Origin of the sequence: Pseudomonas putida (assembly GCF_009883635.2) — a bacterium.
In the GTDB taxonomy this organism is placed as follows: domain Bacteria; phylum Pseudomonadota; class Gammaproteobacteria; order Pseudomonadales; family Pseudomonadaceae; genus Aquipseudomonas; species Aquipseudomonas putida_W.
Genome location: NZ_CP026115.2, coordinates 4,597,737 through 4,623,751, shown reverse-complemented (window position 1 = coordinate 4,623,751; position 26,015 = coordinate 4,597,737). Strand labels below are relative to the sequence as shown.

18 protein-coding genes are annotated in these 26,015 nt (G+C 62.7%); 11 read left to right on the top strand and 7 right to left on the bottom strand.

Translation table 11 applies throughout. The features are described from left to right. Window positions 1-45: 45 nt before the first annotated feature. The gene (locus C2H86_RS21025) at window positions 46-2,985 is read right to left on the bottom strand and encodes an RHS repeat-associated core domain-containing protein (protein ID WP_159409642.1); all 2,940 of its coding nucleotides are present in this window, start codon (window positions 2,983-2,985) and stop codon (window positions 46-48) included. Between the two features lie 203 nt (window positions 2,986-3,188). Here C2H86_RS21025 and C2H86_RS21020 point away from each other — a divergent pair, with 203 nt between their 5' ends. Both C2H86_RS21020 and C2H86_RS21015 read left to right on the top strand, forming a co-directional pair. Next, on the top strand, window positions 3,189-3,983 hold the full coding sequence (locus tag C2H86_RS21020) for an endonuclease/exonuclease/phosphatase family protein (RefSeq protein WP_159409641.1): 795 nt from the start codon (window positions 3,189-3,191) through the stop codon (window positions 3,981-3,983). 320 nt (window positions 3,984-4,303) lie between these two features. Continuing rightward, window positions 4,304-5,383, top strand: coding sequence for an autotransporter outer membrane beta-barrel domain-containing protein (locus tag C2H86_RS21015; RefSeq protein ID WP_159409640.1), 1,080 nt, complete (start codon window positions 4,304-4,306; stop codon window positions 5,381-5,383). A 101-nt stretch (window positions 5,384-5,484) separates the two neighbouring features. Here C2H86_RS21015 and glgB read toward each other — a convergent pair whose 3' ends face one another. From glgB to C2H86_RS21000, 3 genes are all read right to left on the bottom strand, one after another. Then, window positions 5,485-7,695, bottom strand: a complete 2,211-nt coding sequence (gene glgB, locus C2H86_RS21010; protein ID WP_159409639.1) for a 1,4-alpha-glucan branching protein GlgB — start codon at window positions 7,693-7,695, stop codon at window positions 5,485-5,487. Continuing rightward, window positions 7,692-11,012: a maltose alpha-D-glucosyltransferase gene (gene treS / locus C2H86_RS21005; protein ID WP_159409638.1), complete on the bottom strand. Its 3,321-nt coding sequence runs from the start codon at window positions 11,010-11,012 to the stop codon at window positions 7,692-7,694. Before treS ends, glgB begins: the two co-directional genes overlap by 4 nt. A 173-nt stretch (window positions 11,013-11,185) precedes the next feature. Beyond that, the gene (locus tag C2H86_RS21000; RefSeq protein ID WP_159409637.1) at window positions 11,186-13,204 is read right to left on the bottom strand and encodes an alpha-1,4-glucan--maltose-1-phosphate maltosyltransferase; all 2,019 of its coding nucleotides are present in this window, start codon (window positions 13,202-13,204) and stop codon (window positions 11,186-11,188) included. Between the two features lie 140 nt (window positions 13,205-13,344). Here C2H86_RS21000 and C2H86_RS28225 point away from each other — a divergent pair, with 140 nt between their 5' ends. Together C2H86_RS28225 and C2H86_RS20995 are read left to right on the top strand one after the other, a co-directional pair. After that, window positions 13,345-13,506 (top strand): hypothetical protein, encoded by a 162-nt coding sequence (locus C2H86_RS28225; protein ID WP_162838450.1) that lies wholly within the window; start codon window positions 13,345-13,347, stop codon window positions 13,504-13,506. Between the two features lie 95 nt (window positions 13,507-13,601). Beyond that, on the top strand, window positions 13,602-13,838 hold the full coding sequence (locus C2H86_RS20995) for a hypothetical protein (protein ID WP_159409636.1): 237 nt from the start codon (window positions 13,602-13,604) through the stop codon (window positions 13,836-13,838). A gap of 37 nt (window positions 13,839-13,875) precedes the next feature. Here the strand turns inward: C2H86_RS20995 and C2H86_RS20990 are convergent, their stop codons facing one another. Then, a complete protein-coding gene (locus tag C2H86_RS20990; RefSeq protein ID WP_159409635.1) occupies window positions 13,876-15,558 on the bottom strand; it encodes an AMP-binding protein in 1,683 nt (560 codons plus the stop codon). A 206-nt stretch (window positions 15,559-15,764) separates the two neighbouring features. On the opposite strand from C2H86_RS20990, the gene C2H86_RS20985 reads away from it, so the two are divergent. Genes C2H86_RS20985 through C2H86_RS20970 form a run of 4 tightly spaced genes read left to right on the top strand, consistent with a single transcriptional unit; the run spans window position 15,765 to window position 21,323 of the window. Then, the gene (locus C2H86_RS20985; protein ID WP_159409634.1) at window positions 15,765-16,928 is read left to right on the top strand and encodes an isovaleryl-CoA dehydrogenase; all 1,164 of its coding nucleotides are present in this window, start codon (window positions 15,765-15,767) and stop codon (window positions 16,926-16,928) included. Between the two features lie 19 nt (window positions 16,929-16,947). Beyond that, the gene (locus tag C2H86_RS20980) at window positions 16,948-18,555 is read left to right on the top strand and encodes a carboxyl transferase domain-containing protein (protein WP_159409633.1); all 1,608 of its coding nucleotides are present in this window, start codon (window positions 16,948-16,950) and stop codon (window positions 18,553-18,555) included. A 3-nt stretch (window positions 18,556-18,558) separates the two neighbouring features. Beyond that, entirely contained in the window at window positions 18,559-19,374 is an 816-nt protein-coding gene (locus C2H86_RS20975) for a gamma-carboxygeranoyl-CoA hydratase (protein WP_159409632.1), read from the top strand. Further along, window positions 19,371-21,323 carry an acetyl/propionyl/methylcrotonyl-CoA carboxylase subunit alpha gene (locus C2H86_RS20970; protein ID WP_159409631.1) on the top strand — a complete coding sequence of 651 codons (1,953 nt, stop codon included), beginning with the start codon at window positions 19,371-19,373 and terminating at the stop codon, window positions 21,321-21,323. The genes C2H86_RS20975 and C2H86_RS20970 overlap by 4 nt, the downstream gene beginning before the upstream one ends. Window positions 21,324-21,356: 33 nt before the next feature. On the opposite strand, the gene C2H86_RS20965 is transcribed toward C2H86_RS20970, so the two are convergent. Beyond that, complete coding sequence (locus tag C2H86_RS20965) at window positions 21,357-22,010, bottom strand: XRE family transcriptional regulator (RefSeq protein WP_159409630.1); 654 nt, start codon at window positions 22,008-22,010, stop codon at window positions 21,357-21,359. 130 nt (window positions 22,011-22,140) lie between these two features. Here C2H86_RS20965 and C2H86_RS20960 point away from each other — a divergent pair, with 130 nt between their 5' ends. Together C2H86_RS20960 and C2H86_RS20955 are read left to right on the top strand one after the other, a co-directional pair. Then, window positions 22,141-22,452, top strand: coding sequence for a DUF6124 family protein (locus C2H86_RS20960; RefSeq protein WP_159409629.1), 312 nt, complete (start codon window positions 22,141-22,143; stop codon window positions 22,450-22,452). Between the two features lie 446 nt (window positions 22,453-22,898). Beyond that, window positions 22,899-23,414 carry a DUF4880 domain-containing protein gene (locus C2H86_RS20955; RefSeq protein ID WP_159409628.1) on the top strand — a complete coding sequence of 172 codons (516 nt, stop codon included), beginning with the start codon at window positions 22,899-22,901 and terminating at the stop codon, window positions 23,412-23,414. On the opposite strand, the gene C2H86_RS20950 is transcribed toward C2H86_RS20955, so the two are convergent. After that, a complete protein-coding gene (locus tag C2H86_RS20950) occupies window positions 23,394-24,608 on the bottom strand; it encodes an MFS transporter (protein ID WP_159412967.1) in 1,215 nt (404 codons plus the stop codon). The genes C2H86_RS20955 and C2H86_RS20950 overlap by 21 nt on opposite strands. A gap of 196 nt (window positions 24,609-24,804) precedes the next feature. Here C2H86_RS20950 and C2H86_RS20945 point away from each other — a divergent pair, with 196 nt between their 5' ends. After that, entirely contained in the window at window positions 24,805-25,953 is a 1,149-nt protein-coding gene (locus tag C2H86_RS20945; RefSeq protein ID WP_159409627.1) for a M14 family metallopeptidase, read from the top strand. The last annotated feature ends 62 nt before the right edge of the window (window positions 25,954-26,015 follow it).

Here is a 26,015-nt window from a genome sequence, read left to right as displayed (position 1 = left end):
TCATACAGCGGCAGCTTCGGACCCGGCTACCGCTGTATTCTTAAGTCACTGCTTGCCAAACACCCTTTTAGCGTGCGAGCGTCGACCCAGTTGACTAGCGATTTCGGCCACATGATGATCCGTATAGTTAATATACACCGCACCGTGATAACCTGTTACATTCAAACACCTAAACCCTACCTGCCGAGCATAGTTGTAAAAAAACTCCGCAAACGAGATTACATTCTGCCTACTTCTAGCTGCAGCAGCCAAATCTTCACTGCCAAAAGAGCGCGGCTCTCGAGCGTCAGCACTGTGGCAAGCAACAATACGGATATCATCAAAATCTTTGCGCATGCCCATCTGTTCCAAGTCTGAGAGCAATGCTCCTGCGTTATACCTCCCCTGAGACATTTCTCCCTGAAGCACAGATTGCCCAGCGGCACCATGAACCGAGCCTACATAAATTTTCGAACTACCAGGCTCAAGTGCTGGCAACACAGACGAACCCACCTCAAATTTCGTATGCCTCAATGCAGCAATTTCGTTAGTAAAAATCTCTATATCTTCAGTAGCACCAACTATCATCTGCTCGCTTGAGAGACCACTTATCTCATTGAGCTTTTTTGAAAACCCAGACAATAAAATATTAGGTGAACCATCCACTGAGGATGCATTTCCAACAGCACGAAGCGCTATTGACGCTATTGGCGCCCCCACACATATAGCTAATCTCATCATTGAGGAGATGCGCCCTCCCGCATCAAGTATAGCTTGTCGGAAAGCAATGCCACTCGTTAATTCACCTATACGGGCTTCTCTCAACTGCTCGAAATTTTTCCTTTCCCCCTCATCTCGAACAACGACCGTTCGAAATGATTTGCCATGATATCTGCGCTGCGCGTTAGCGTAACCAACATCCTCCATCGCCTGCTCATTCACAAAAGGTGAAAAGATGTAACCCCCCTTACGTTTTCCTGATTCTCTCCCATCAGGATCCTGCAACGATAGAGGATTGTTTTGCACCATATGATACAGATTCAACCCATCCACTGCCCCCGCAGGGTCCACACTCAACCATCGACCTGCCCAAGGCTGATAGTAGCGATAACCGTAGTAATACAGGCCTGTCACATCGCGCTCTTTCCCGGAATAACGAATGATCTTGTATTCTGCATCGATCTGACTGCGCGCCGCCCAGACGGACGTGCCGCCGAACGGGTAGTATTCCTCTTGGCTAATGACTGCCCCCTGCCCATCCAGCTCCAGCCCGGTGCTGCCAATCAGGTTGTGATAGCTGTAGCGGACCTGATCATTGTCCAGGCCTGCCGGCAAGCCACTGGCCCAGTGCAGCATTCGTACTTCTGCGCCCCCCCCTGCTGCGACCTTGATCACTTGCAGGCGTGTATCTTCGCCGGTGTCGCGCAATTCCAGGCCATCCAGATACAGCACTCGCTGAGATTGAGTAACACCCACTGCCTGCTGCTCGTTCACCTTGAGCAGGCGCATCCCGTCACCCCCATAGCGGTACCACTCGCGATCATCCGCGCCCGCCTCACGTTCGATCGGTTTCACCTGCGCCAACTCACCCCGCGCATTCCAGCGCAGGTCCTGTCCGGCCAGCAGCTCCAGTTGATGGCCACCGGCATCGAACAATTCATCCACCTGCTCAGGCAACAGGCCCTCATGCGCCAGCACCGCGCGGTTGCTGCGGTTGGAGACGGTCATTCGAGTGGTGTAGACGTTGTTGCTGGCCGGGGCTCTGTGTTGCATTTGGATGAGGTTGCCTGCGCGGTCGTAGCTGTAGCGGCGCGTGTAATTTGTGAGGGCGCTCTCGTCAGTTGGCAAGGGAACCATTACATCAGGCAACTGTGGCCCCTGAGCACCACATCCAACCATCTCCCTCCCCGTTGCCTGCACCAGTTGGTACAGGCTGTCGTAGGTGAAGGTGCTTTTTGCCGTTACCTTCTGATTGCGCCAGAAGCGGGTAGCTTCGGCGTCATTGCGCACACTCTGTACATTCCCCACTGGGTCGTAACGGTAGCGCAGGTCCTGCAGCGTCGTGGCAGCGGAGGTCTGTGTGCCTGGGCGCTGCGCACGAATGCCTGTCAGCCTTTGGGTCATTGGGTCGAGGCCGTAGTCCGTGATTACCCCATTACCATGGACTTCCTGCTGCTTGTGGCCCGATGGCGAATAACACAATGAAGCAACGATCACCTGCTCGGCCTGGCCTTGCAGGGTCAACCAACTGCCCTGCAACTGCCCGGCAACATCATAGGCCTGACGTTGCTGGTGGCCCCGCGCATCCGTCTGGGTCAACTGGACTCCCGTGGTATCAAGCGTACGCAACGTCACATAGCGCTCTGGCTCCAGTGTGCTCTGCCATGCTTGCTCGTCGTCACCCGCCCAGTCCGCCTCGTCTTCGCCTGCAAGCAGGCGCCGAGACTGGGCCAGCGCTGCGCCGCTCAGTGCGAGGTTTTGCAGTTCGATGAGGCCTGCGGTGTCGTAATGGCGCACACACTGACCCGCAAGGTTGCGGTGCTTTTCAACCGGGCTCAGGCCTGCCCAGCGATAGCGCTCTGCGACTCGCGGCAGCGCTTCGCCAGCGCCCTGCTCAGTCACGGCCAGCAGCCGGCCTGGTAGCGAAGGCGTTTCATGGAAGCAGGCCTGGCTGACGCCGGTCGCACTGACCGCCAGCAGCGGACGCCCGGCCACGTCAGGCAGGGCCATGCTCGAGCCGGCATCGATACTTTCGGTGTACAGAGTTCGCCCAGCCAGGTCGCTGTGCCAGCGAAAGTTCGGGGTCGCCGTATCGGCAAGACGGGGGTCAAGGCTTTTCGCAAGGTTGCCGCAGGCATCGTGCCAATGGCGGGTGATACGCAGCTCGACGGCTTCTGCTGCCTGCTCCCGATAGCACGCGAGTTCACCCACCGGGAAACCACGAGGGCAAAGCACTGCCAGGCTAGGAGTGCCTGCATGTAAAACAGAGGAATTGAAAGTCGCCATGGCGGAATTCCATTTCGCTGGTATGGATGCTTTGATCTACCCGGTAAGCATCAATACAAGCTCTACGACACATCAGCCATACGCCTCCCTTGTGGTAAGCGTAGACACACAAAGCAGTCCGCGCGAGGCAGACTGAACCTCGATAGCCAGTGCCTGTCCCTTGTAGGAGCAACAATCCTAGCAGCAGCCATTGAGGAGCCACCGTGAACCTCGAAGCCGGCAGCCCAGGTTTCGCTAGCACTAGCCAGGCACCCGCCGTGCATCGGCTGAGGGTGCTGACGGTGAACACCCACAAGGGCTTCACCGCCTTCAACCGGCGCTTCATCCTGCCTGAGCTGCGCGAGGCGGTGCGCAGCACCCAGGCCGATATCGTGTTCCTTCAGGAAGTGCTCGGCAGCCACGACCGCCATGCCGCGCGCTACCCTGGCTGGCCACAGACCTCGCAGTACGAATTCCTCGCCGACAGCATGTGGAGCGACTTCGCCTACGGCCGCAACGCCGTCTACCCCGACGGCCACCACGGCAATGCACTGCTGTCCAAATACCCGATCATCGAACACCGCAACCTCGACGTGTCGATCACCGGCCCCGAGCGTCGCGGTCTGTTGCACTGCATCCTCGACGTCCCCGGCCAGCACAAGGTGCATGCCATCTGCGTGCACCTGTCGCTGCTGGAAAGCCACCGGCAGAAGCAGCTGCAGCTGCTGCGCCAGTTGCTCGATGGGCTGCCTGCCGATGCACCGGTGATCATTGCCGGCGACTTCAACGACTGGCAGCAACACGGTAACCGCACCCTGCGCCTGCAGCGCGACCTGCATGAGGCCTTCGAGCGCCACCACGGCCTGCTCGCCCGCACCTATCCTGCCCGCCTGCCGCTGCTGCGCCTGGACCGCATCTACCTGCGCAACGCCGATAGCCATGCGCCGCAGATTCTGGGGCACAAACCTTGGACGCACCTTTCCGACCATCTGCCACTGGCCGTGGAGGTCAGGTTGTAACAATGATTCGGCATAGCCAGTCCCACAGAAATAGCGATCATCGCTATACCCGACAAATTAACTCAGACAATCAAAGGGTTAATGACAGTCACGGTGCTTGAATAGACCTTTCACGCTTTCTTGACGCAAGCGCCGGTCTCTCCTTAGCTGAACAGTATCACTAGACGTAAAAACTCGCGCCGGGCCTCTAGCTCGCGCCTTTGCTCGCGCCCGCGAAAGCTGGCGCGCTGGTTTGGGTCGCCCTCTGTTTTTGTCGTACAGCTCGTGACACGCAGGCCAGGTCCTTGGGCTGTACAACAAGAAAACAGAGGAGATCCGCCATGAAAACAACCTCGAATCCCTTGCGCTTCGATCGTATTTTCTACGCGGTTTCCACGTCGATGCTTCTGGCAACCCCGGTGGAAACTTTTGCATTCGAACTGCAGGAAGATCCGATCTCTCCCAGCTACCTGCAACAAGCGACGGTGCCGACGCTGTCGCTCGACCCGGTCAGCGCCAGCGGCGTGAACATGGGTACGCTGAACGCCTTCACCGAAAAGATGAGCGAGCGGCACAGCCTGCCGGCACCCGACCTGGTGGCAGGCCAATGGGCACAGTTCTTCCCTGGCGCCACACCACGCCCCGGAGCGCGGGCACCAGAACAGCTGGAAGCGCCCAGCCAGCAAATGATGATCGGCCCGGACCTGTTCGTGCGTGAAACCGCCGATGGCAACGTCCACCGTGCGGGGATTTTCGTGGGGCACAACAACCTGCAGAGCAGCTTCAACGGCGTACGGCCATTGCTGGGCGACAAACAGCGCAACGCGGTCAACCTCAGTGGCGAAAGCCTGGGGGTGTACTGGAGCATGACCCATGAGCAAGGCTGGCACCTGGATGCCGTGGCCATGGGCTCGCGCATCGAGGTGATGGGCCGCGGCGACAGTGGCCAGCGCCTGGACGACAGCGGCCATGCGATGACCTTCTCGCTGGAAGGCGGTTACCCGATCGGCCTGGGGGGTGGCTGGGTCATCGAGCCCCAGGCGCAATTGATCAACCAGCGGTTCTTCCCGGGCAATCAGGTGCAGGAAGAGACCTTGCAGGCGTTCGACAGCCAGCCCAGCTGGAGCGGTCGGGTCGGTGCCAAGTTGTCCGGGCGCTACGAGGTGAAAGGCATGCCGATCGAGCCCTATGTGCGGACCAACGTCTGGTATGACTTCAACGATGGCAACGATGTGAAGCTGGACGAGGTCGACAAGATCTCCAGCTCGCGCTATTCGACCACGGTGGAACTGGGCCTGGGGTTGGTGGCGCGGGTGACACCGACGGTGGCGCTGTTTGTCAGTGCCGATTACAGCAGTGATGTGGATGGCAACGACATCAATGGGTTGATTGGCAGCCTTGGGGTGCGGATGCGGTGGTAGGCAGGTCTGGCCCCTTCGCGGGACAAGCCCGCTCCTACAAGGATTGCATAACTCCTGTAGGAGCGGGCTTGACCCGCGAAGAGGCCAGCACAGGCAATAAATCAGGCCGGCTTCATCACCAGCACACCCAATGGCGGCAGGTTCAACGCCAGTGACAAAGGCTGCCCATGGCTGGCCACCTCATCACTCGCCACCGCTCCCAGGTTGCCGACATTCGACCCGGCATACAGCTCGGCATCGCTGTTGAGCAACTCTTGCCAACGCTCACCGAACGGCACGCCAATCCGGTAGCCCTCACGCGGCACCGGGGTGAAGTTGGCCACCACCAGCAGCGGCTCGCCCTGGCTGCTCCAGCGCAACCAGGCATACACGCTGTTGTGCGCGTCATCGCCGATCAGCCACTGGAAGCCCTGGGGCTGGCAGTCCTGCTCGTGCAGCGCCGGCAGTTCGCGGTACAGGCGGTTGAGGTCACCGACCAGGCGCTGCACACCCTGGTGCTCGGAGTATTGCAGCAGGTACCAGTCCAGCTGATGGTCGTGGTTCCACTCGCGCCACTGGCCGAACTCACAACCCATGAACAGCAGCTTCTTGCCCGGGTGGGTCCACATGAAGGTCAGGTAGGCGCGCAGGTTGGCGAACTTCTGCCACCGGTCACCGGGCATCTTGTCGATCAGCGAGTGCTTGCCATGCACCACCTCGTCGTGGGAGATCGGCAGGATGAAGTGCTCGGAATAGGCGTAGATCAGGCCGAAGCTCATCTCGTTGTGGTGATAGGTGCGGTGCACCGGGTCGTTCTGGATGTAGTGCAAGGTGTCGTGCATCCAGCCCATGTTCCACTTGTAGGCAAAGCCCAGGCCGCCCTGCTCGGTCGGCTGGCTCACGCCCGGCCAGGCGGTGGACTCTTCGGCAATGATCAGTGCGCCCGGTGCCTCGTGGGCGGCGATGCCGTTGAGGTGGCGGATGAAGTCGATGGCCTCGAGGTTTTCGCGACCGCCGTGGCGGTTGGGCACCCACTCACCGGCCTTGCGCGAGTAGTCGCGGTACAGCATCGAAGCCACCGCATCGACGCGCAAGCCGTCGATGTGGAAGTGCTTGAGCCAGTGCAGCGCCGACGCCATCATGAAGCCACGCACCTCGTTGCGGCCAAGGTTGTAGATCAGCGTGTTCCAGTCCTGGTGGTAGCCTTCCAGCGGGTTGTCGTACTCGTACAGTGCGGTACCGTCGAACCGGGCCAGGCCATGTTCGTCGGTAGGAAAATGCGCCGGCACCCAGTCGAGGATCACGCCGATGCCGCCTTGGTGGCAGGCATCGATGAATGCCGCGAAGTCTTCAGGGCTGCCATAGCGCGAGGTCGGTGCGAACATCGACAGCGGCTGGTAGCCCCACGAGCCACCGAACGGGTGTTCCATGATCGGCAGCAGCTCGATATGGGTGAAGCCCAGCTGCTGGACGTAAGGCACCAGGCGTTCGGCCAGTTCACGCCAGTTGTAGTAGCGCGACACTTCACCCAGCTCGTCGAGCTCGCATTGCCAGGAGCCGGGGTGCAGCTCGTAGATCGACAAGGGTGCGCTGTAGGCATGACGCTGGGCGCGATGCTCCATCCACTCGTGGTCCTGCCAGTCGTGGCTCAGTTCGGCGGCCACCTTCGATGCGGTGCTCGGCGGCAGCTCGGTGGCGCGGGCCAGCGGGTCAGCCTTCAGCGGCAGGATGCCGTCCTTGCCAAGCACTTCGAACTTGTAGGTTTCACCCACACCCAGGCGCGGCACGAACAGCTCCCACACGCCAGCGCTGTGGCGCAGGCGCATGGGGTGGCGGCGGCCGTCCCAGTTGTTGAAGTCACCCACCACCGACACCCGCCGCGCATTCGGCGCCCACACCGAGAAGCACACGCCATCGATGCCATCGACCTGGATCGGCTGGGCGCCAAAGCGCCCGGACAGGTCGCGGTGGTTGCCTTCGGCGAACAGGTAAAGGTCCATGTCGCCCAGTTGCGGGCCGAAGCTGTAGGGGTCTTCGGTCACCTGCTCGCCCCCGGCCCAGCCGATCTGCAGCAGGTACGGCTGTGCCTCATCGAGGTGCGCGCTGAACAGGCCAGGCAGGCTGCCCTGCACCATTTCGGCGAGGATGCGCCCATCATGGCGCGCCAGCACCCGCACGTTCAGGGCATTGGGCAGGAAGGCACGGACGAACAGGCCACCCTGCCCGTCACCGTGGGGGCCCAGTACGGCAAAAGGATCGGCGTGCTCGGCGCGGGCAAGGGCGTCCAGATCCCGTTGCCGAAGGCCACCGTTTTCACGCGTAGTAACGTTCATTCTGACTCTCCCCAGGTACTGATCAGTCCATGCAGGCCATGCAAAGGCACGGCCAGCCAACTCGGACGGTTCTCGGCTTCGTATGTGATTTCGTAGGCGGCTTTTTCCAGGCAGAACAACTCCAGTGCGGCGCGCTCGCCCTCGGCCTGTTGCCAGGCATGGGGCATGGCGGCGGTGGCCAGGCCATAGGCTTCGACGAAGGCATGCCGCGACTGGTGCAGGTACTGCCGGGCAACCCGTTGCCGGGCTTGCCGCGCCGGGTCGGAAAGGTCCACGGCAGACGCGCTGCGCAAGATCATCGCAGCAGCATAGTCGAAGGATCGCAACACGCCGCTGACATCCTTGTACGGGCTGTGCCTGGCCCGGCGTTCGTCCAGTGGACGGGACGGTTCGCCTTCGAAATCGATCAGGTAGGCATCGCCCTGCACCACCAGCACCTGCCCCAGGTGAAGGTCGCCATGCACGCGCATCAGCAGGCCGCCCTGGGCCTGTTCGGCGAGTTTGGCGATGTGCTGGGCAAGGCCTTCTCGCTGCTGTTGCAGGTCGTCGACCAGGGCCTGGCTGTCGGTGTCGAGGTGTTCGCGGTGCTGGGCCAGCAGATCGAGGGCGTGGTTCAGTTCGGCGCTGATCTGCACGCTCCAGCGTTGGCTGTCGTCGGCATCGCTGGGGCGTGGCTGGAAGGCTTCATCGCTGGTCGGTGCCGCCAGCAACAGGTGCATCTCGCCCAGGCGCTGGCCGAGCAAGGCGGCGAAACCATTCAGCTCAGCCAGCGCGTCGGTGTGCGCTTCGGCGTCGACGCTGGTCGGTTCCATCTCGTCGCGGATGGCCCGCTCCAGAGTATTCTGGGTCCAGGCCCAGGCATCACCCTGGTTGCTCAAGTAACCCTGGGCAATCATCAACAGGTGCGGCGTGCCCTGCTCGTCGACGCGGCTGACCCAGGCCAGCAACGGCGAGATGTTGGCAAAACCGGCGGCGGTGAGGTAGGCGCTCATTTCCAGCTCGGGGTGAATGCCCGGGTTGACCCGGCGAATCAGCTTGAGCACCACGCGATCGCCAATCACCACCGAGCTGTTGGACTGCTCGGCGCTGAGGTAGCGCACCGGGCTGCTCTCGTCCAGGCCCAGGCCGGCCAGTTGCCCCGTATGCTCGAAGCGCAGCTCACCCTGCCCGTTGCCACACGGCAGACTCGCCCCATCCTGGCAAGCCTTGAGCACAGCGCGGATGAAGGGTTCCAGCACGAAAGCGTCGGTGATCAGGCCAACCTGGTGTGCCCGGCGCACGCGGGACAGCGCCAGCTGCTGCGGCAAGGCCGTGCTGATCTGATCTTCCGGCAGCAGGCCGAGCGGCAGCTGGTAATGGGTCGCCACGCCTTCGCTGAGCACTTCTATTTCGCTCAGCAGAACCGGCGTGGTAGCCGTCGCCAGGCGTACGCCGTAGTTCAAGCGAACCTGATCGACCGGCCCTTCCTTGCCGGCGAACCAGCGCCGCTTCGGCAGATAGTGCGGCAGGATGGCGGTTTGCAGGGTTTCGCGGGAGGGCTCTTCGAGCAGCTCCTCCATGCGTTTGCGAAGCACGAGTGTGGTCAATTCCGGTAACCCCTCGGTGGGCTGGATATGCCAACTGGGCATGCGGTCGTGGGACGCCAGCAGGAACCAGTAGAAGCCATAGGGTGGCAAGGTCAGCAGGAACGGCAGTTGCCCGATCGGCGGGAAGGCGCTGCCTCCGAGCATCTCCACGGGCACTTTGTCAGCGTATTGCGACAGTTCGAGCTCGGCAGCATGGGCGGCACGCGAGACGTTGGCGACGCAGAGGATCACCTCGGTGTTGCCATCGGCGTCGGTGTACTCGCGCAGGTAGGCGAGGATGCGCCGGTTGCTCGGCGTCAGCGTGCGCAGGCTGCCGCGGCCAAAGGCCTTCTGCTGCTTGCGCACGGCCAGCAGGCGGCGGTTCCAGTTCAGCAGCGAGTGCGGGTCGTGGGCCTGGGCTTCGACGTTGACGGTCTGGTAGCCATACAACGGGTCCATGATCGGCGGCAGCACCAGGCGCTGCGGGTCGGCTCGGGAGAAACCGCCGTTGCGGTCCGGCGACCATTGCATCGGCGTGCGCACGCCGTCGCGGTCGCCGAGGTAGATGTTGTCGCCCATGCCCAGTTCATCGCCGTAGTACAGGGTGGGTGTGCCAGGCATCGACAGCAGCAGGCTGGTGAGCAGCTCGATGCGCCGCCGGTCACGCTGCAACAGCGGCGCCAGGCGCCGGCGAATGCCGAGGTTGATGCGGGCGCGGCGGTCTTCGGCGTAGTAGTTCCACAGGTAGTCGCGCTCGCGGTCGGTGACCATTTCCAGGGTCAGTTCATCGTGATTGCGCAGGAAGATCGCCCACTGGCAGTTGGCCGGGATTTCCGGGGTCTGGCGCAGGATGTCGGTGATCGGGAAGCGGTCTTCCATGGCCAGGGCCATGTACATGCGCGGCATCAGCGGAAAGTGGAAGGCCATGTGGCATTCGTCGCCATCGCCTTCGCCAAAGTACGGTCGGGTGTCCTCGGGCCACTGGTTGGCCTCGGCCAGCAGCATTCGGTCGGGGTAGTTGGCGTCGATCTCGGCGCGGATCGCCTTGAGCACCGTGTGGGTTTCGGGGAGGTTTTCGTTGTTGGTGCCGTCGCGCTCGATCAGGTACGGGATGGCGTCCAGGCGCAGGCCATCTACGCCCAGGTCGAGCCAGAAGCGCATCACCCCGATCACCGCCTTGAGCACCTGTGGGTTGTCGAAGTTGAGGTCCGGCTGGTGCGAATAGAAGCGGTGCCAGAAGTACTGGCCGGCGACCGGGTCCCAGGTCCAGTTGGACTTCTCGGTGTCGAGGAAGATGATCCGCGTGCCGTCGTACTTCTGGTCATCATCCGACCACACGTAGAAGTCCCGCGACTTGCTGCCGCGCTTGGCATGGCGGGCACGCTGGAACCACGGGTGCTGGTCGCTGGTGTGGTTGATGACCAGCTCGGTGATCACCCGCAGGCCGCGCTTGTGCGCCTCGGCGATGAAGCGGCGGGCGTCGGCCATGCTGCCGTAGTCCGGGTGCACGGCTTTGTATTCGGCGATGTCGTAGCCGTCGTCGCGCCGTGGCGAGGGGTAGAACGGCAGCAGCCACAGGGTGTTGACGCCGAGTTCGGCGATGTAGTCGAGCTTGCTGATCAGGCCGGCGAAATCGCCAATGCCGTCGTTGTTGGCATCGAAGAACGACTTGATGTGCAGCTGGTAGATCACGGCGTCCTTGTACCACAGCGGGTCATCGATGAAGGCTGCCGGGCGGGAACGCTTGGCCATGGGTGACTCCTTTCTGTCCTCGGTTGCGCGCGATCCCTGTAGGAGCGAGCGCAGCTCGCGATGGGCTGCAAGGCAGCCCCGGCAATAGTAGATGCGAAGCTGAAAAACTGGGGCCGCTGTGCGCCCCATCGCGAGCTACGCTCGCTCCTACCAGAGGTAATAACGTGCTGCCGTTAACGGGCCTTTTCGATGCGCCAGATACCAAACGGCTGGTGCCAGGGCTCGATGCGCATCCACTGGGTCTTGCCATGCCAGGTCCAGCGGTGGCCGTTCATCAGGTCCTCGCCCAAGGTGTCGGCATTGTCGTCCAGCCCCAGCTCCCACAACGGCAGCTCGAAACTGGCCTCCTGGGCGTTGTGCGGGTCAAGGCTGATCGCCACCAGGATGTAGTTGTCGCGCTCGGGCGTGCGCTTGGCGAAGTACAGGATGTTGTCGTTCCAGCAGTTGAAGAACGCCACGCCCAGGTGCGTCTGCAACGCCCGGTTCTGCCGACGGATACGATTGAGCTGGGCAATCTCGGCGACGATGTTGCCAGGCTGGTTGAAGTCGCGCGGGCGGATCTCGTACTTCTCCGAATCCAGGTACTCCTCCTTGCCCGGCAGCGGCGTGCTTTCGCACAGCTCGAAGCCCGAATACATGCCCCACAACCCCGAACCCATGGTCGCCAGCGCAGCACGGATGAGGAACCCGGCGCGGCCCGAGGTGTGCAGGAAATAGGGGTTGATGTCCGGCGTGTTGACGAAGAAGTTCGGCCGATAGCAGTGGCGCCACGGCGGCTGGTTGAGTTCCTCGAAGTACTCGCGCAGCTCCTGCTTGCTGTTGCGCCAGGTGAAGTAGGTATAGCTCTGCGCATACCCCACCTTGCCCAGGCGCGCCATCATCGCAGGCTTGGTGAAGGCCTCGGCGAGGAAGATCACCTCGGGGTACTGGCTGCGAACATTGGCGATCAACCATTGCCAGAACGGCAGCGGCTTGGTGTGCGGGTTGTCGACGCGGAAGGTCTTCACGCCCTCCTCGACCCAGCCGACCACCACGTCACGCAGGGCCAGCCACAGGCTCGGTACCGCGTCGGCGGCGTAGAAGTCGACGTTGACGATGTCCTGGTACTTTTTCGGCGGGTTCTCGGCGTAGCGAATGGTGCCGTCGGGGCGCCAGCTGAACCAGCCGGGGTGCTCTTTCAGCCAGGGGTGGTCCTGGGAGCACTGGATGGCGAAGTCCAGGGCGATTTCCAGGCCGTGCTCGGCCGCAGCGGCGACCAGCCGACGGAAGTCCTCGCGCGTGCCCAACTGCGGGTGGATGGCCTCATGGCCGCCCTCCGGGCTGCCAATCGCGTAGGGGCTGCCGGGGTCGCCGGGCTCGGCACGCAAAGCGTTGTTGCGGCCCTTGCGGTGCTGGGTGCCGATCGGGTGGATTGGCGGGAAGTACAGCACGTCGAAGCCCATGTCGCGGATCATCGGCAGGCGTTCGTGCACGTCGTTGAAGGTGCCGTGGCGCTCGGGGCTGTCGGTGACCGAGCGCGGGAACAGCTCGTACCAGCTGGCGAACAAAGCTGCCGGCCGATCGACATCGACGGGGAATTCGCCGCTGCGGGTCTGGTAGCTGCGGTGCTCGGCTTCGGCCATCAGCCGTGCGGTGTCAGGGTGCAGCAGCAACGCCACCTGGTCATCGGCCTTGAGCGAAACCAGCTGCTGCTGCAAGGCGCTGAGCTCCTCGCGCAACGCGCCTTCGCTGAGGTCGATACCCTGGCCGAGCATCAGCCGGCCCTCTTCCAGCTCCAGCTTGACCTCGACCCCGGCGTGGTACTTCTTCTCCAGGTCGTGGCAGTAGGTGGCGAACGGGTCGATCCAGGCCTCGATGCTGAACAGGTGCGGGCCCAGTTCAATGGGGGTGAACTCGGCCAGCCACAGGTCGTTGCCCGGCGACTGCATCGGCACGCAGTGCCAGCGACGGCTGTGGGCCTGGCGCCAGTTGAGCACCACCGCCAGGCGGTCGTGGCCGTCGCCGTAGACCTTGCTGCTGACAGCCACCGGCTGGCCGCTGACGGCCTTGGCGGCGAAGGTGCCGGCATCGAGCACGGGTTGGGTGTCTTCGATCACGATGCGCGGTGCCAGCAGCGCCTGGGACAGGCTGATGGCCTGGTCCGGGTGATCGTTCGCCATGGGCACGCTTTCAAAGGGCTCGTTTCGTGACATCGACCTTGCTCCCTCAGGCTGGTGGCGGTAAGGGTTCAGAGCCGGGCACAGGCGTGGGGTTCAAAAAAATTGAGCGAACGGCAGCTGCCAGCGGTCAGAGCCTGCAGTACCTCTTCAAACCACCCATGCGAGGTCAGGCCATGAACATTCCGATTCCACCGGAAACACCCGATCCCAACATCGACGACCCGAGCTTGCCGCCGCCCGTGCCGGAGGAAGATCCGGACGAGTTGCCGATCAAGCCAACCATGCCGCCGACGGTGGGGGATCCGCCGAGCCAGGAGCCACCGGTGAAGGCTTAAGGGTAGACGACGGCGCCTGATATTTTTGCCAGTAGCGCAGATTGGCGGCGGTATTGAAGATTAGGGCTCCCGATTTATGCCAAGGAGCCCCTATCGTGCATATCGCAACCCGTTGGCTGCGCATGGAATTCGAGCGACAAGTAATCGACTATTTACAGGATGCCGGGGTGGTCGATCCATGGCTGGGGACCTTGCTGGCGCATCAGGACAGGGACAAATGCGAATTTGCGCTGATGGGGCTGGAGGCTCGTTACGGCGTGCACTTGCGCCGTGATTACCAGACCGTTGCCGAGCTTGCCGCAGGGCTTTGCAAGGCAATGGATCTGCGCTGACCTTTCCGGCCCGCGAAAGGGCCGAACAAGCCACACATCAACCGGCAGTTACAGTGGTAATTTCCGCCACACTGATCTCGCGCATCCTGAACTTCTGCACCTTGCCGGTCACCGTCATCGGGAACTCGTCAACGAAGCGGAAATACCGTGGCACCTTGAAGTGCGCAATGCGCGCCTTGCACCAGCCCTGCAATTCCTCGACCGTGGCGCTATGCCCTGGGTGCAGCTTGATCCAGGCGACGATCTCCTCGCCATAGCGGCTGCACGGAATGCCGACTACCTGCGCATCGGCCACCGCCGGATGGGTGTAGAAGAACTCTTCCAGTTCTCGTGGATAGATGTTCTCACCGCCACGAATGATCATGTCCTTGTTGCGCCCGACGATGCGCACGTGACCCTGCTCGTCCATCACCGCCAAGTCGCCCGAGTGCATCCAGCCGGCCGGGTCGATGGCGTCCGCCGTGGCCTGGGGGTTGTCCCAGTAGCCGAGCATCACGCTGTAGCCACGGGTGCACAGTTCGCCAATTTCGCCTCGGCCGACGATGCAGCCATCGGCGTCCACCAGCTTGGTCTCCAGCTGTGGCTGGGTGCGGCCGACGGTGGTCACGCGCAGTTCCAGTTCGTCGTCCGGGCCGGTCTGCAGCGATACCGGACTGGTTTCGGTCATGCCGTAGGCGATCTGCACTTCAGCCATGTGCATCTGGTCGATCACCCGGCGCATCACCTCGATCGGGCAGGTGGCGCCGGCCATGATGCCGCTGCGCAGGGTCGTCAGGTCCAGTTGCGTGCGCGACGGGTGGTCGAGCATGGCGATGAACATGGTCGGCACACCATAGAGGATGCTGGCGCGCTCCTCGGCCACCGCGCGCAGGGTCAGCTCGGCGTCGAAGGCATCGTTGGGGTAGACCATTGTGCTGCCGTGGGTGATGCAGCCGAGGTTGGCCATGACCATGCCGAAGCAGTGGTACAGCGGCACCGGGATCACCATGCGGTCGCGCTCGCTCAGGCCCAGGCTCTCGCCGACCATGAAGCCGTTGTTGAGGATGTTGTAGTGGCTGAGCGTGGCCCCCTTGGGCGCACCAGTGGTGCCGGAGGTGTACTGGATATTCACCGGCTGGTCGAACTGCAGGCCCTGCTGACGCGCCGCATAGGCTTCGGTCGAGACCTGCCCTGCCCGTTCGGCCAATGCCGGCCAGGGCAGGAAGCCGCTGGGCGGCTTGGCCGCCAGGCTGATCACCCCGCGCAGTTCGGGCAGGCGTTGACTGGCCAGCTCACCGATGTGGCTGGTCGCCAACTCCGGTACCAGCTCCTGAACCATGGCATGGTAATCGGAGCTCTTGAACGCATCGGCACACACCAGCCAGCGGCAGCCGGACTGGCGTAGTACGTACTCCAGTTCACCCACGCGATAGGCCGGGTTGATGTTGACCAGGATCGCGCCGACCTTGGCGCTGGCCACCTGCAAAATGCACCACTGGGCGCAGTTGGGCGACCAGATGCCGACCCGGTCGCCGGTGTTCACGCCCAGGGCCATCAGGGCACGGGCATGCTGGTCGACCTGTTCAGCCAGCTGCCGCCAGCTGTAGCGCAGGCCCTGGTGGCGCACCACTAGCGCTTCGCCGTCGGCGCAGCGGGCCACGGTGGCATCGAAGGCCTGGCCGATGGTCAGGGTCAGCAGCGGTTGGTCCTGGCGGCCGCGGGAATAGCTTGGTTGACTCATGGGTGTCCCTTCTTGTGGTTGTTCTGGGCACGGCTGAAGCGAGCTGCGAATACTTTGGCGCATATTTACGTTTACGTAAAGGTGACGGGCCGATTGACAGTGACAGATAGCAGGTTTACGTTAACGTAAAGGTGATCAATGACACCGGCGCCAGTTCCGCGAGCTACGGTGTTACCCATATTTCAAGAACAACAAGGTGCCCCAGCATGCATTACCCCACCCTGAACTTCGCCCTAGGCGAAACCATCGACATGCTCCGCGACCAGGTGCGCACCTTCGTTGCCGCCGAACTGGCCCCGCGCGCCGCGCAGATCGACCATGACAACCTGTTCCCCGCCGACATGTGGCGCAAGTTCGGCGACATGGGGCTGCTGGGTATCACCGTGTCGGAAGAATACGGTGGCGCCGGCCTGGGCTACCTGGCCCACGTGGTGTCGATGGAAGAGATCAGCCGTGGCTCAGCCTCGGTCGCGCTGTCCTACGGCGCCCACTCCAACCTCTGCGTCAACCAGATCAACCGCAACGGCACCCACGAGCAGAAACTCAAGTACCTGCCCAAGCTGATCAGCGGCGAACACATCGGCGCCCTGGCGATGAGCGAGCCCAACGCCGGTTCCGACGTGGTGTCGATGAAACTGCGTGCGGAAAAGCGCGGCGACCACTATGTGCTCAACGGCAGCAAGACCTGGATCACCAACGGCCCCGACGCCAACACCTACGTGATCTACGCCAAGACCGACCTGGACAAGGGCGCCCACGGCATCACCGCGTTCATCGTCGAGCGTGACTGGAAGGGCTTCAGCCGCAGCAACAAGTTCGACAAGCTGGGCATGCGCGGTTCCAACACCTGCGAGTTGTTCTTCGACGGCGTCGAAGTGCCGGCAGAAAACATCCTCGGCCAGCTCAACGGCGGTGTGCGTGTGCTGATGAGCGGCCTGGACTACGAGCGCGTGGTGCTGTCCGGCGGCCCGACCGGCATCATGCAAAGCTGCATGGACCTGGTGGTGCCGTACATCCATGACCGCAAGCAGTTCGGCCAGAGCATCGGCGAGTTCCAGCTGATCCAGGGCAAGATCGCCGACATGTACACCCAGCTCAATGCCAGCCGCGCCTACCTGTATGCCGTGGCCCAGGCCTGCGACCGTGGCGAGACTACCCGCAAGGACGCCGCCGGAGTGATCCTCTACACCGCCGAACGCGCCACGCAAATGGCCCTGGAAGCGATCCAGATCCTCGGCGGCAACGGCTATATCAACGAATTCCCGGCTGGCCGCCTGCTGCGCGACGCCAAGCTGTACGAAATCGGTGCCGGCACCAGCGAAATCCGCCGGATGCTGATCGGCCGCGAACTGTTCAACGAAACCCGCTGAGCACAAGGGACGGGCGCACATGGCTACCTTGCACACCCAGATCAACCCGCGTTCGGCAGAGTTCGCCGGCAACAGCGCGGCCATGCTCGAACAGGTCCAGGCCCTGCGCGGCCTGCTCGCCCAGGTGGCCCAGGGCGGCGGGCCCAAGGCTCAGGAGCGGCATACCTCGCGTGGCAAGCTGCTGCCGCGCGAGCGCATCGACCGCCTGCTCGACCCAGGCTCGCCGTTTCTCGAGATCGGCCAGCTGGCCGCCCATGAGGTGTACGGCGAAGACGTACCGGCTGCGGGCGTGATCGCCGGCATCGGCCGCGTCGAAGGCGTGGAATGCATGATCGTGGCCAACGACGCCACGGTCAAAGGCGGCTCCTACTACCCGCTGACGGTGAAGAAGCACCTGCGCGCACAGACCATCGCCCTGCAGAACCGCCTGCCGTGCATCTACCTGGTGGATTCCGGCGGCGCCAACCTGCCGCGCCAGGACGAAGTGTTTCCCGACCGCGAGCACTTCGGGCGGATCTTCTTCAACCAGGCCAACATGAGCGCGCTGGGCATCCCGCAGATCGCCGTGGTGATGGGCTCGTGCACCGCAGGCGGCGCCTATGTGCCGGCCATGGCCGACGAAGCGATCATGGTGCGCCAGCAGGCGACCATCTTCCTCGCCGGGCCGCCGCTGGTGAAGGCGGCAACCGGTGAGGTGGTGAGCGCCGAGGACCTCGGCGGCGCCGATGTGCATTGCCGCACCAGTGGCGTCGCCGACCACTACGCCGACAACGACGAACACGCCCTGGCCATCGCCCGGCGCAGCGTGGCCAACCTCAACTGGCACAAGCTCGGCAAGTTGCAGCGCCAGGCGCCGGTTGCACCGCTGTACAACGCCGACGAGCTGTATGGCGTGGTGCCTGCCGATGCCAAGCAGCCGTTCGACGTGCGCGAGGTTATCGCGCGGCTGGTCGACGGTTCGGCGTTCGATGAATTCAAGGCGCTGTTCGGCACCACCCTGGTGTGTGGCTTCGCCCACCTGCACGGCTACCCGGTGGCGATCCTCGCCAACAACGGCATCCTCTTCGCCGAGGCCGCGCAAAAAGGCGCGCACTTCATCGAACTGGCCTGCCAGCGCGGCATCCCGCTGCTGTTCCTGCAGAACATCACCGGCTTCATGGTCGGCAAGAAGTACGAAGAAGGCGGCATCGCCAAGCACGGCGCCAAGCTGGTCACCGCCGTGGCCTGCGCCCAGGTGCCCAAGTTCACGGTGATCATCGGTGGCAGCTTCGGCGCCGGCAACTACGGCATGTGCGGCCGTGCCTACGACCCACGCTTCCTGTGGATGTGGCCCAATGCGCGCATTGGCGTGATGGGCGCCGAGCAGGCCGCCGGGGTGCTGGCCCAGGTCAAGCGCGAGCAGAACGAGCGCAGCGGCCAGGCCTTCAGCGCCGAGGATGAGGCCAAGCTCAAGCAGCCGATCCTCGACCAGTACGAGCACCAGGGCCACCCCTATTACTCCAGCGCCCGGCTGTGGGACGACGGTGTCATCGACCCGGCACAGACCCGCGACGTGCTCGGCCTGGCGTTGTCCGCCGCGCTGAACGCCCCGATCGAACAGAGCCGCTTCGGCATTTTCCGGATGTGACCCATGAGCGATTTCAGCACCCTCGAAGTGATTCGCGACCCACGCGGCTTCGCCACCCTGTGGCTGAGCCGCGAGGACAAGAACAACGCCTTCAACGCGCTGATGATCCGCGAGCTGATCGTCGCCCTCGACCAGCTCGCCGAAGACCCCGGCCTGCGTTTCCTGCTGCTGCGTGGCCGCGGCCGGCACTTCAGCGCCGGTGCCGACCTGGCCTGGATGCAGCAGTCGGCGCAACTGGACTTCAACACCAACCTCGATGACGCCCGCGAGCTCGGCGAGCTGATGTATGCCCTGCACCGCCTCAAAGCGCCGACCCTGGCCGTGGTGCAAGGCGCGGCCTTCGGCGGCGCGCTGGGCCTGATCAGCTGCTGTGACATGGCCATCGGCGCCGAAGACGCCCAGCTGTGCCTGTCGGAAGTGCGCATCGGCCTGGCCCCGGCAGTGATCAGCCCGTTCGTGGTCAAGGCCATCGGCGAACGCGCCGCGCGCCGCTACGCCCTGAGCGCCGAGCGTTTCAGCGGCGTGCGGGCCCGCGAGCTGGGCCTGTTGGCCGAGGTGTACCCGGCCAGCGAACTGGACACACAGGTCGAGGCCTGGGTGAGCAATATGCTGCAGAACAGCCCGCAAGCGCTGCGTGCCACCAAGGACCTGCTGCGCGAAGTGGACGACGGCGAACTCAGCCCGGCCCTGCGCCGCTACTGTGAAAACACCATCGCCCGCATCCGCGTCAGCGCCGAAGGCCAAGAGGGCCTGCGTGCCTTCCTGGAAAAGCGCCGCCCTGCCTGGCAAACCGACGACAAGAAGGAGCCGCGCCCATGAGCCGCCCCGCTTTGACCACCCTGCTGGTCGCCAACCGTGGCGAAATCGCCTGCCGGGTGATGCGCACCGCCAAGGCCATGGGCCTGACCACTGTCGCCGTGCACAGCGCCACCGACCGCGATGCCCGCCACAGCCGCGGAGCGGATATTCGCGTCGACCTGGGCGGCAGCAAGGCCGCCGACAGCTACCTGGTAATCGACAAGATTCTCGCCGCGGCCAAGGCCAGCGGCGCCCAGGCCATCCACCCGGGCTACGGCTTTTTGTCCGAGAACGCCGGTTTTGCCCGCGCCATCGAACAGGCCGGGCTGATCTTCCTCGGCCCACCGGCCAGCGCCATCGATGCCATGGGCAGCAAGTCGGCGGCCAAGGCACTGATGGAAGATGCCGGCGTGCCGCTGGTGCCCGGCTACCACGGCGAAGCGCAAGACCTGGATACCTTCCGCGCCGCCGCCGAACGCATTGGTTACCCGGTGCTGCTCAAGGCCAGCGCCGGTGGTGGTGGCAAGGGCATGAAAGTGGTCGAGGACGAAAGCCAGCTGGCCGACGCCCTGGCCTCGGCCCAGCGTGAGGCGCAGTCGTCGTTCGGCGATGCGCGCATGCTGGTGGAAAAGTACGTGCTCAAGCCACGCCATGTGGAAATCCAGGTGTTCGCCGACCAGCACGGCAACTGCCTGTACCTCAACGAGCGTGACTGCTCGATCCAGCGTCGGCACCAGAAGGTGGTCGAGGAAGCGCCAGCGCCAGGCCTGTCCGCCGAACTGCGCCAGGCCATGGGCGAGGCAGCGGTACGCGCGGCCCAGGCCATCGGCTACGTCGGTGCCGGCACCGTCGAGTTTCTGCTCGACGCCCGTGGCGAGTTCTTCTTCATGGAGATGAACACCCGCCTGCAGGTCGAGCACCCGGTCACCGAAGCCATCACCGGCCTCGACCTGGTGGCCTGGCAGATTCGCGTGGCCTGCGGCGAGCCGCTGCCGATCACCCAGGCGCAGGTGCCGCTGAACGGCCATGCCATCGAGGTGCGGCTGTATGCCGAAGACCCGGCCAATGAATTCCTGCCGGCCACTGGCACGCTCACGCTGTACCGCGAGTCGGCACCGGGCGAAGGCCGCCGGGTGGACAGCGGAGTCAGCGAGGGCGATGTGGTGTCGCCGTTCTACGACCCAATGCTGGGCAAACTGATCGCCTGGGGCCAGGACCGCGAGCAGGCGCGCCTGCGCTTGCTGGCGATGCTCGATGAATTCGCCATCGGCGGGCTGAAGACCAACATCGCCTTCCTGCGCCGCATCCTGGCCCACCCGTCCTTTGCCGCAGCAGAGCTGGATACTGGCTTCATTCCCCGGCATCAGGACGTGCTGCTGCCAGCCCCACAGGCACTGCCTGCGGGCTTCTGGGAGGCCGCCGCAGAAGCCTGGCTGCAAGGCCAGGCGCCGCATCAGCGGGCTGACGATGCACGCTCGCCATGGGCCGAGCGCAATGGCCTGCGCCTGGGTCTGCCGGCGCGCAGCAGCCTGCACCTGGTGAGAGGCGGCGAAAGCCAGGCGGTTGCCCTGGAGCGCAGCGCCGCTTCGGCCTGGCAGCTGGATGGTGAACAGCTGGGCCATGATGAAGACGGTGTCCGCCGCCGCTATCTGGCGGTACGTCGCGGGGGCACGCTGTTCCTGCGCTGGGATGGCGAGATGCATGCCGTCGAAGCCTTCGACCCGATCGCCGAGGCCGAGGCCAGCCACAGTCATCAAGGCGGGCTCGGTGCGCCCATGAACGGCAGTATTGTGCGGGTGTTGGTGGAGCCCGGCCAGGTAGTGGAGGCCGGCACCGCTCTGGTGGTGCTGGAAGCGATGAAGATGGAGCACAGCATTCGTGCGCCCCATGGCGGGACGGTGAAGGCGCTGTTCTGCCAGGAAGGGGATATGGTCAGCGAAGGGACGGTGCTGGTCGAACTGGCTGAGTGAGGCATACAGGGGCCGCTGTGCGGCCCCAACAATCTAGAAGGTCCCGTGCACCCGCACGACCACCCCGAGAAACTCGCAGCATTCCTCGCACAAGACCGTCGGATAACGGGTATTGAGCGGCTTCAACATGCGCTCCCCGCCCTCCTCGATCAATTGCCTCAGAACCGCCGAGCGCCCAGGCTGACGAGCAATGACCAACCTGCCCGGCTCCGCCGGCAGCCCGGTATCAACCAAGATGCGCATACCCTCCGGCACACTCTTGCCACTGGCCGCATTCATCGAATCGTTTTCCACCGCCAGCCAGAAAGCATTACCCGCCGGCATATAGTCGGTCTGCTCGCTGATTTCGCTGGTCTCTGGTAATGGCCCCTGCAGATCTGCCCACGTCAGCACCGGGAAACGAAAACTCGCATAGCGCAACGCCTCTGCTGACAAAGGCCTCTCGGCAGCATAGGCAGCCTGAGGTTCGCGCACCATGTCGCGCTCCACCACCATCACCTGGGCCTCCAGATACACCAGCCCGAGCTTGTCCAGCTTTTCATTGATGGTCGCCAGCGTCGGCCGTCGGGTTCCGCGCAGCCAGTGGCCGACGCCGCCTTGGGTCATGGCCAGGCGCTCCGCAAGCTTTAGCTGGCTGAGGTTGTGTTCGCGCTTGTAGCGCTTGAGAAATGCGTTCCAGTTTTCCATGAGCGCAAACAATACGGACTGTATTAGCCGCTTCAATACACATCCTGAATTATCTCAATCAAGATAAATAGTACAGATTGACCTACCCTGTGGATTCATTGTGTTGGAAAGGAACTCAGCAGGTATCGCGATGAAACCAACGAAAAACGACGTAACAGATCTCGACAGCGAAGCGGCCCGCCGCGCCCTCGATTACTACCTGAACCCCAACCCCACGCGCCCCAGCGCGCACAACCGGATCTGGACCCTGCACGAAGGCGTCACCGCCGAACAGGCCCAGGACCACGCCATCGAATTGCTCCGCTGTGCCGCCGCCACCGCCCATGAAACCGCCACCCATCAGGAAGGCAGCACCCGCGAGCTGACGTTCGCGCTGATGCACATGATCGACATGGCCAGGGCACTGCTAGAGCACAGGCGGGCCCTGCAAAACGGGCTGTAGGCACAAGAAGAAGGGAGAAACGTGATGGCCAGCTAGCCAGGAAAGGCACCGGCGAAAGGCCCCGATTGCCGGGACGAGGAAGCGCACCGGTAAAACTTTTTTACCGGATAAGTGAAAAATCATTTGACTGGCAAATGATAACGATTATTATTGCACTCAGCTGATCGCAAGATCTGCTGGATAACCCGGAGCTTAGGTCGCTCCAGATTATCTCCTCATCAGGCTAATCACGGTTTTTGACCCGGCTTTTTGCCGGGTCATTTTTTTTGGCTCTTCAGGCTAATGAAGATCGTTGATGGCGCGCATGATAGCAAAAGTGTTTCAGAGCGTGAATGCTCATTACAAATCTTTGCGGAATCAGCACTTGAGAATCAATCTCGTTTTTACTACGCTGTTTCTGCATCAAGGACGATGCCCCCACCCCTATCCCGAGCAAGGAGCTGTCCATGAGCCGTCTGCTGCTGCCCCTTGAGCACCCCACGTCGTCCAGCGGACATGCTGCCGAGACTGAGCTGCTGTTCGCACTCAAGCGCCTGCCCCGCCGCGTGCAGCAAGTGTTCCTGCTCAACCGCCTCGATCAGCTGGACTTTGCCAGCATCGCCAAACGCCTCGACCTCCCGCTGCTCAGCATCGAACGCAACATGAACCAGGCCCTGCAGGTGGTACAACCGCGCGGGGATGCGCTGGCCAGTGTGGCCGGGCAATGGTATGTGCGGCTGCAGAGCCCTGACGTGACATCGTGCGAGCGCATCGATTTTCGCCGCTGGCTGGATGCGGCACCTGCGCACCTGCAAGCGTTTCATGACACCGAACTGCGCTGGCGCAGCCTGCTCGCTCCGGCGCGGGAGCTGGGGCAGGATGGCTGGTACCGGCAAGGGCGTGCAGCGATTTCGGTAGGTGGGTGTTCGGTGGCGGTTGGTTTGGGCCTGGCTGCGCTACTGTTATTTGGGTATTGGGCCTGAGTCACGAACCAGCTGGCTCTGCTCCAGACCTTTCAGATAGATAGTCAAGTACCAGCCCGCAAGGCTGCAGGCGATAAAGCCCAGCGCCAGGCTCATCGGCAAGCTGCTCCTCATAGATGCCACCAGCATGCTGGCGCCCCCTCCGAATGCAAACAGCATCGTATTGTTGAGCGAGGCCGCAGCACCTGCACGCTGCGGATGTAACCCCAGCGCATGGCTGGTTGCAGCTGGCCGCACAATGGTTGTACCGATGGTGCACAGCACCAATGGAAGCAGAAGGCTGAAAACCCCAAGCTCATGCAGGGTGACAACCAGGCAAAGAGCAAGCCCAGCCAGACCGATGAGTGCGAATCCCCAAACCACCAGCACATGCATCGCGATGCGGCAATTCAGCCAACTGGCAATGAAGCCGCCGATCAGGTAAGCCAGCCCATACCCGAGAAAGACCATGGAGAAGGCGAACTCCGTCAGGCCAAGTTGCTCGATGAGCAACAATGGGGAGACGACCACAAATGAAAAATGGCAAGCGAACGCCAAGCAAGAAAATAGCGAGCTTATGAGAAACGGGCGGTCCTTGAGCAAAACCTGATAACTGCTCAATACACCTGCACTGCCAGGTGATGTCGGTTTCTCTTGCAATAACTTCAAGGCAAGCACCAGCACAACAACGGCTAGCACCACAAACACCTGAAAGCTGCCTGCCCACCCGAGATACTGCTGGAGCACGCTACCTGCAAGAGGCGACAAAGAAATAAATACACCACTTGCGCTGGTCATGAGGATACGCATCGCATTGCGCTGATGACCATTGAACTTATCCTGCACCAAAGCCTGGCTGAGCACGAAGCACCCGCAGCCCACCGCCTGTAATAAACGAAAGACCATGAAGCCTTCGTAACTGGTTGCGAAGATGCATCCCATCGCCCCCACAACGGAAACCACCAGACCAGCAATCAGCAGTCGCTTTCGTCCCATCCAGTCAGAAAGCGGACCGATGATGGTTTGCGAAATGGCCACACCGATAGCGAACAGGCTGATCGAGTACGCAATGTACTGTGCATCAACACCAAAGTCCTGGGCCAACAAAGGTACAGAGGGCAAAATGACATCTAGCGGGAATACACCCAAGAGACTGATGAGGAGGAGCAATAAACCATAACAACTAGTGGACTGCGAAGCGTCTCGCCTATTCATATAGCCAACCCTCAATTCAAACGGAGTAGCTGAGATGTATTCGAGCAAGATGCACAAGGCAAAATACAGAGCGAATATCCCTAAATATCTGTAGGAAACTTCCACCACCCCAGTTTCGTGAGCCTGATACTCACCCGCACACGCTCCTCTCAAGCGGTGTACAGTACCCCCACAACAAATCCCAAGGAGCCCGCCCATGACCGTGACGCTGTCCCCCCTGCAAATCGACTGCGATTTCGATTCCGGCAACATCCAGGTGCTGGATGCCAGCAACCCGGACCAGGTACACCTGGCCATCCGCCCGGACACAAACAGCGGCCACTTCCAGTGGTTCCATTTCAAGGTCAGCGGCCTCACCCCGGGTCAGGTCCATCGCTTCAGCCTGGACAACGCCAGTGAGTCTTCCTACAAGAACGCCTGGAGCGGCTACAACGCCGTGGCCTCCTACGACCAGCAGACCTGGTTCCGCGTGCCGAGCCAGTTCGATGGCAAGGCGCTGTCGTTCGAGCTCAAGGCCGAGCATGAGCAGGTCTGGTTCGCCTACTTCGAGCCTTACCCGCGCGCCCGCCACAACCAGCTGATCGAACGCGCCCAGCAGATCCCTGGCGTCGAGCTGCTGGCCCACGGCCGCAGCGTGCAAGGCCGGGACATCCCGCTGCTGCGCGCAGGCGATGGCGCGGCGGGCAAGCGCAAGCTGTGGCTGATTGCCCAGCAGCACCCGGGCGAGCACATGGCCGAGTGGTTCATGGAAGGGGTGATCGACCGGTTGCAAGCCAATGACCCAACCGTTCAGAAACTGCTGGAAAAGGCCGACCTGTACCTGATCCCGAATATGAACCCGGACGGCGCCTTCCTCGGCCACCTGCGCACCAACTTCAAGGGCAAGGACCTGAACCGGGCCTGGCAGGATGCCAGTGTCGAGTTCAGCCCGGAGGTGTTCTTCGCCCAGGCGCAGATGAAGCAATACGGGGTGGATGCGTTCATCGATGTGCATGGGGACGAGGAAATTCCCCATGTGTTCACGGCGGCCTGTGAGGGCAACCCAGGGTACACGCCGCGGCTGGCCAAGCTGGAGGAGCAGTTCCGCACGACCTTGTGCAGCGTGACCAAAGACTTCCAGACGGTGCATGGCTACACGCGGGACGAACCGGGCCAGGCGAACACCACGCTGGCGTGCAATGCGGTGGGGATGGCCCATGACTGCCTGTCGCTGACCCTGGAGATGCCGTTCAAGGACCATGACGATGCGCCGGAGCCGGTGGCCCAGTGGTCAGGGGCACGGTCCAAGGCGTTGGCCGGGGCGGTGCTGGAGACCCTGTTGAAAGTGGTCGACGATCTGCGCTGAGCAGGTTCGGCCTCTTCGCGGGGCAAGCCCGCTCCTACAGGGACCGCGCAGCGCTGCTCTTG

Bases quoted from the DNA above. Each gene is read 5' to 3' on its own strand.
- C2H86_RS21025 (WP_159409642.1), bottom strand. From the start codon at position 2,985: ATGGCGACTTTCAATTCCTCTGTTTTACATGCAGGCACTCCTAGCCTG.
- C2H86_RS21015 (WP_159409640.1), top strand. From the start codon at position 4,304: ATGAAAACAACCTCGAATCCCTTGCGCTTCGATCGTATTTTCTACGCG.
- glgB (WP_159409639.1), bottom strand. From the start codon at position 7,695: ATGAACGTTACTACGCGTGAAAACGGTGGCCTTCGGCAACGGGATCTG.
- treS (WP_159409638.1), bottom strand. From the start codon at position 11,012: ATGGCCAAGCGTTCCCGCCCGGCAGCCTTCATCGATGACCCGCTGTGG.
- C2H86_RS21000 (WP_159409637.1), bottom strand. From the start codon at position 13,204: ATGTCACGAAACGAGCCCTTTGAAAGCGTGCCCATGGCGAACGATCAC.
- C2H86_RS28225 (WP_162838450.1), top strand. From the start codon at position 13,345: ATGAACATTCCGATTCCACCGGAAACACCCGATCCCAACATCGACGAC.
- C2H86_RS20990 (WP_159409635.1), bottom strand. From the start codon at position 15,558: ATGAGTCAACCAAGCTATTCCCGCGGCCGCCAGGACCAACCGCTGCTG.
- C2H86_RS20985 (WP_159409634.1), top strand. From the start codon at position 15,765: ATGCATTACCCCACCCTGAACTTCGCCCTAGGCGAAACCATCGACATG.
- C2H86_RS20980 (WP_159409633.1), top strand. From the start codon at position 16,948: ATGGCTACCTTGCACACCCAGATCAACCCGCGTTCGGCAGAGTTCGCC.
- C2H86_RS20975 (WP_159409632.1), top strand. From the start codon at position 18,559: ATGAGCGATTTCAGCACCCTCGAAGTGATTCGCGACCCACGCGGCTTC.
- C2H86_RS20970 (WP_159409631.1), top strand. From the start codon at position 19,371: ATGAGCCGCCCCGCTTTGACCACCCTGCTGGTCGCCAACCGTGGCGAA.
- C2H86_RS20965 (WP_159409630.1), bottom strand. From the start codon at position 22,010: ATGGAAAACTGGAACGCATTTCTCAAGCGCTACAAGCGCGAACACAAC.
- C2H86_RS20960 (WP_159409629.1), top strand. From the start codon at position 22,141: ATGAAACCAACGAAAAACGACGTAACAGATCTCGACAGCGAAGCGGCC.
- C2H86_RS20955 (WP_159409628.1), top strand. From the start codon at position 22,899: ATGAGCCGTCTGCTGCTGCCCCTTGAGCACCCCACGTCGTCCAGCGGA.
- C2H86_RS20950 (WP_159412967.1), bottom strand. From the start codon at position 24,608: ATGAATAGGCGAGACGCTTCGCAGTCCACTAGTTGTTATGGTTTATTG.
- C2H86_RS20945 (WP_159409627.1), top strand. From the start codon at position 24,805: ATGACCGTGACGCTGTCCCCCCTGCAAATCGACTGCGATTTCGATTCC.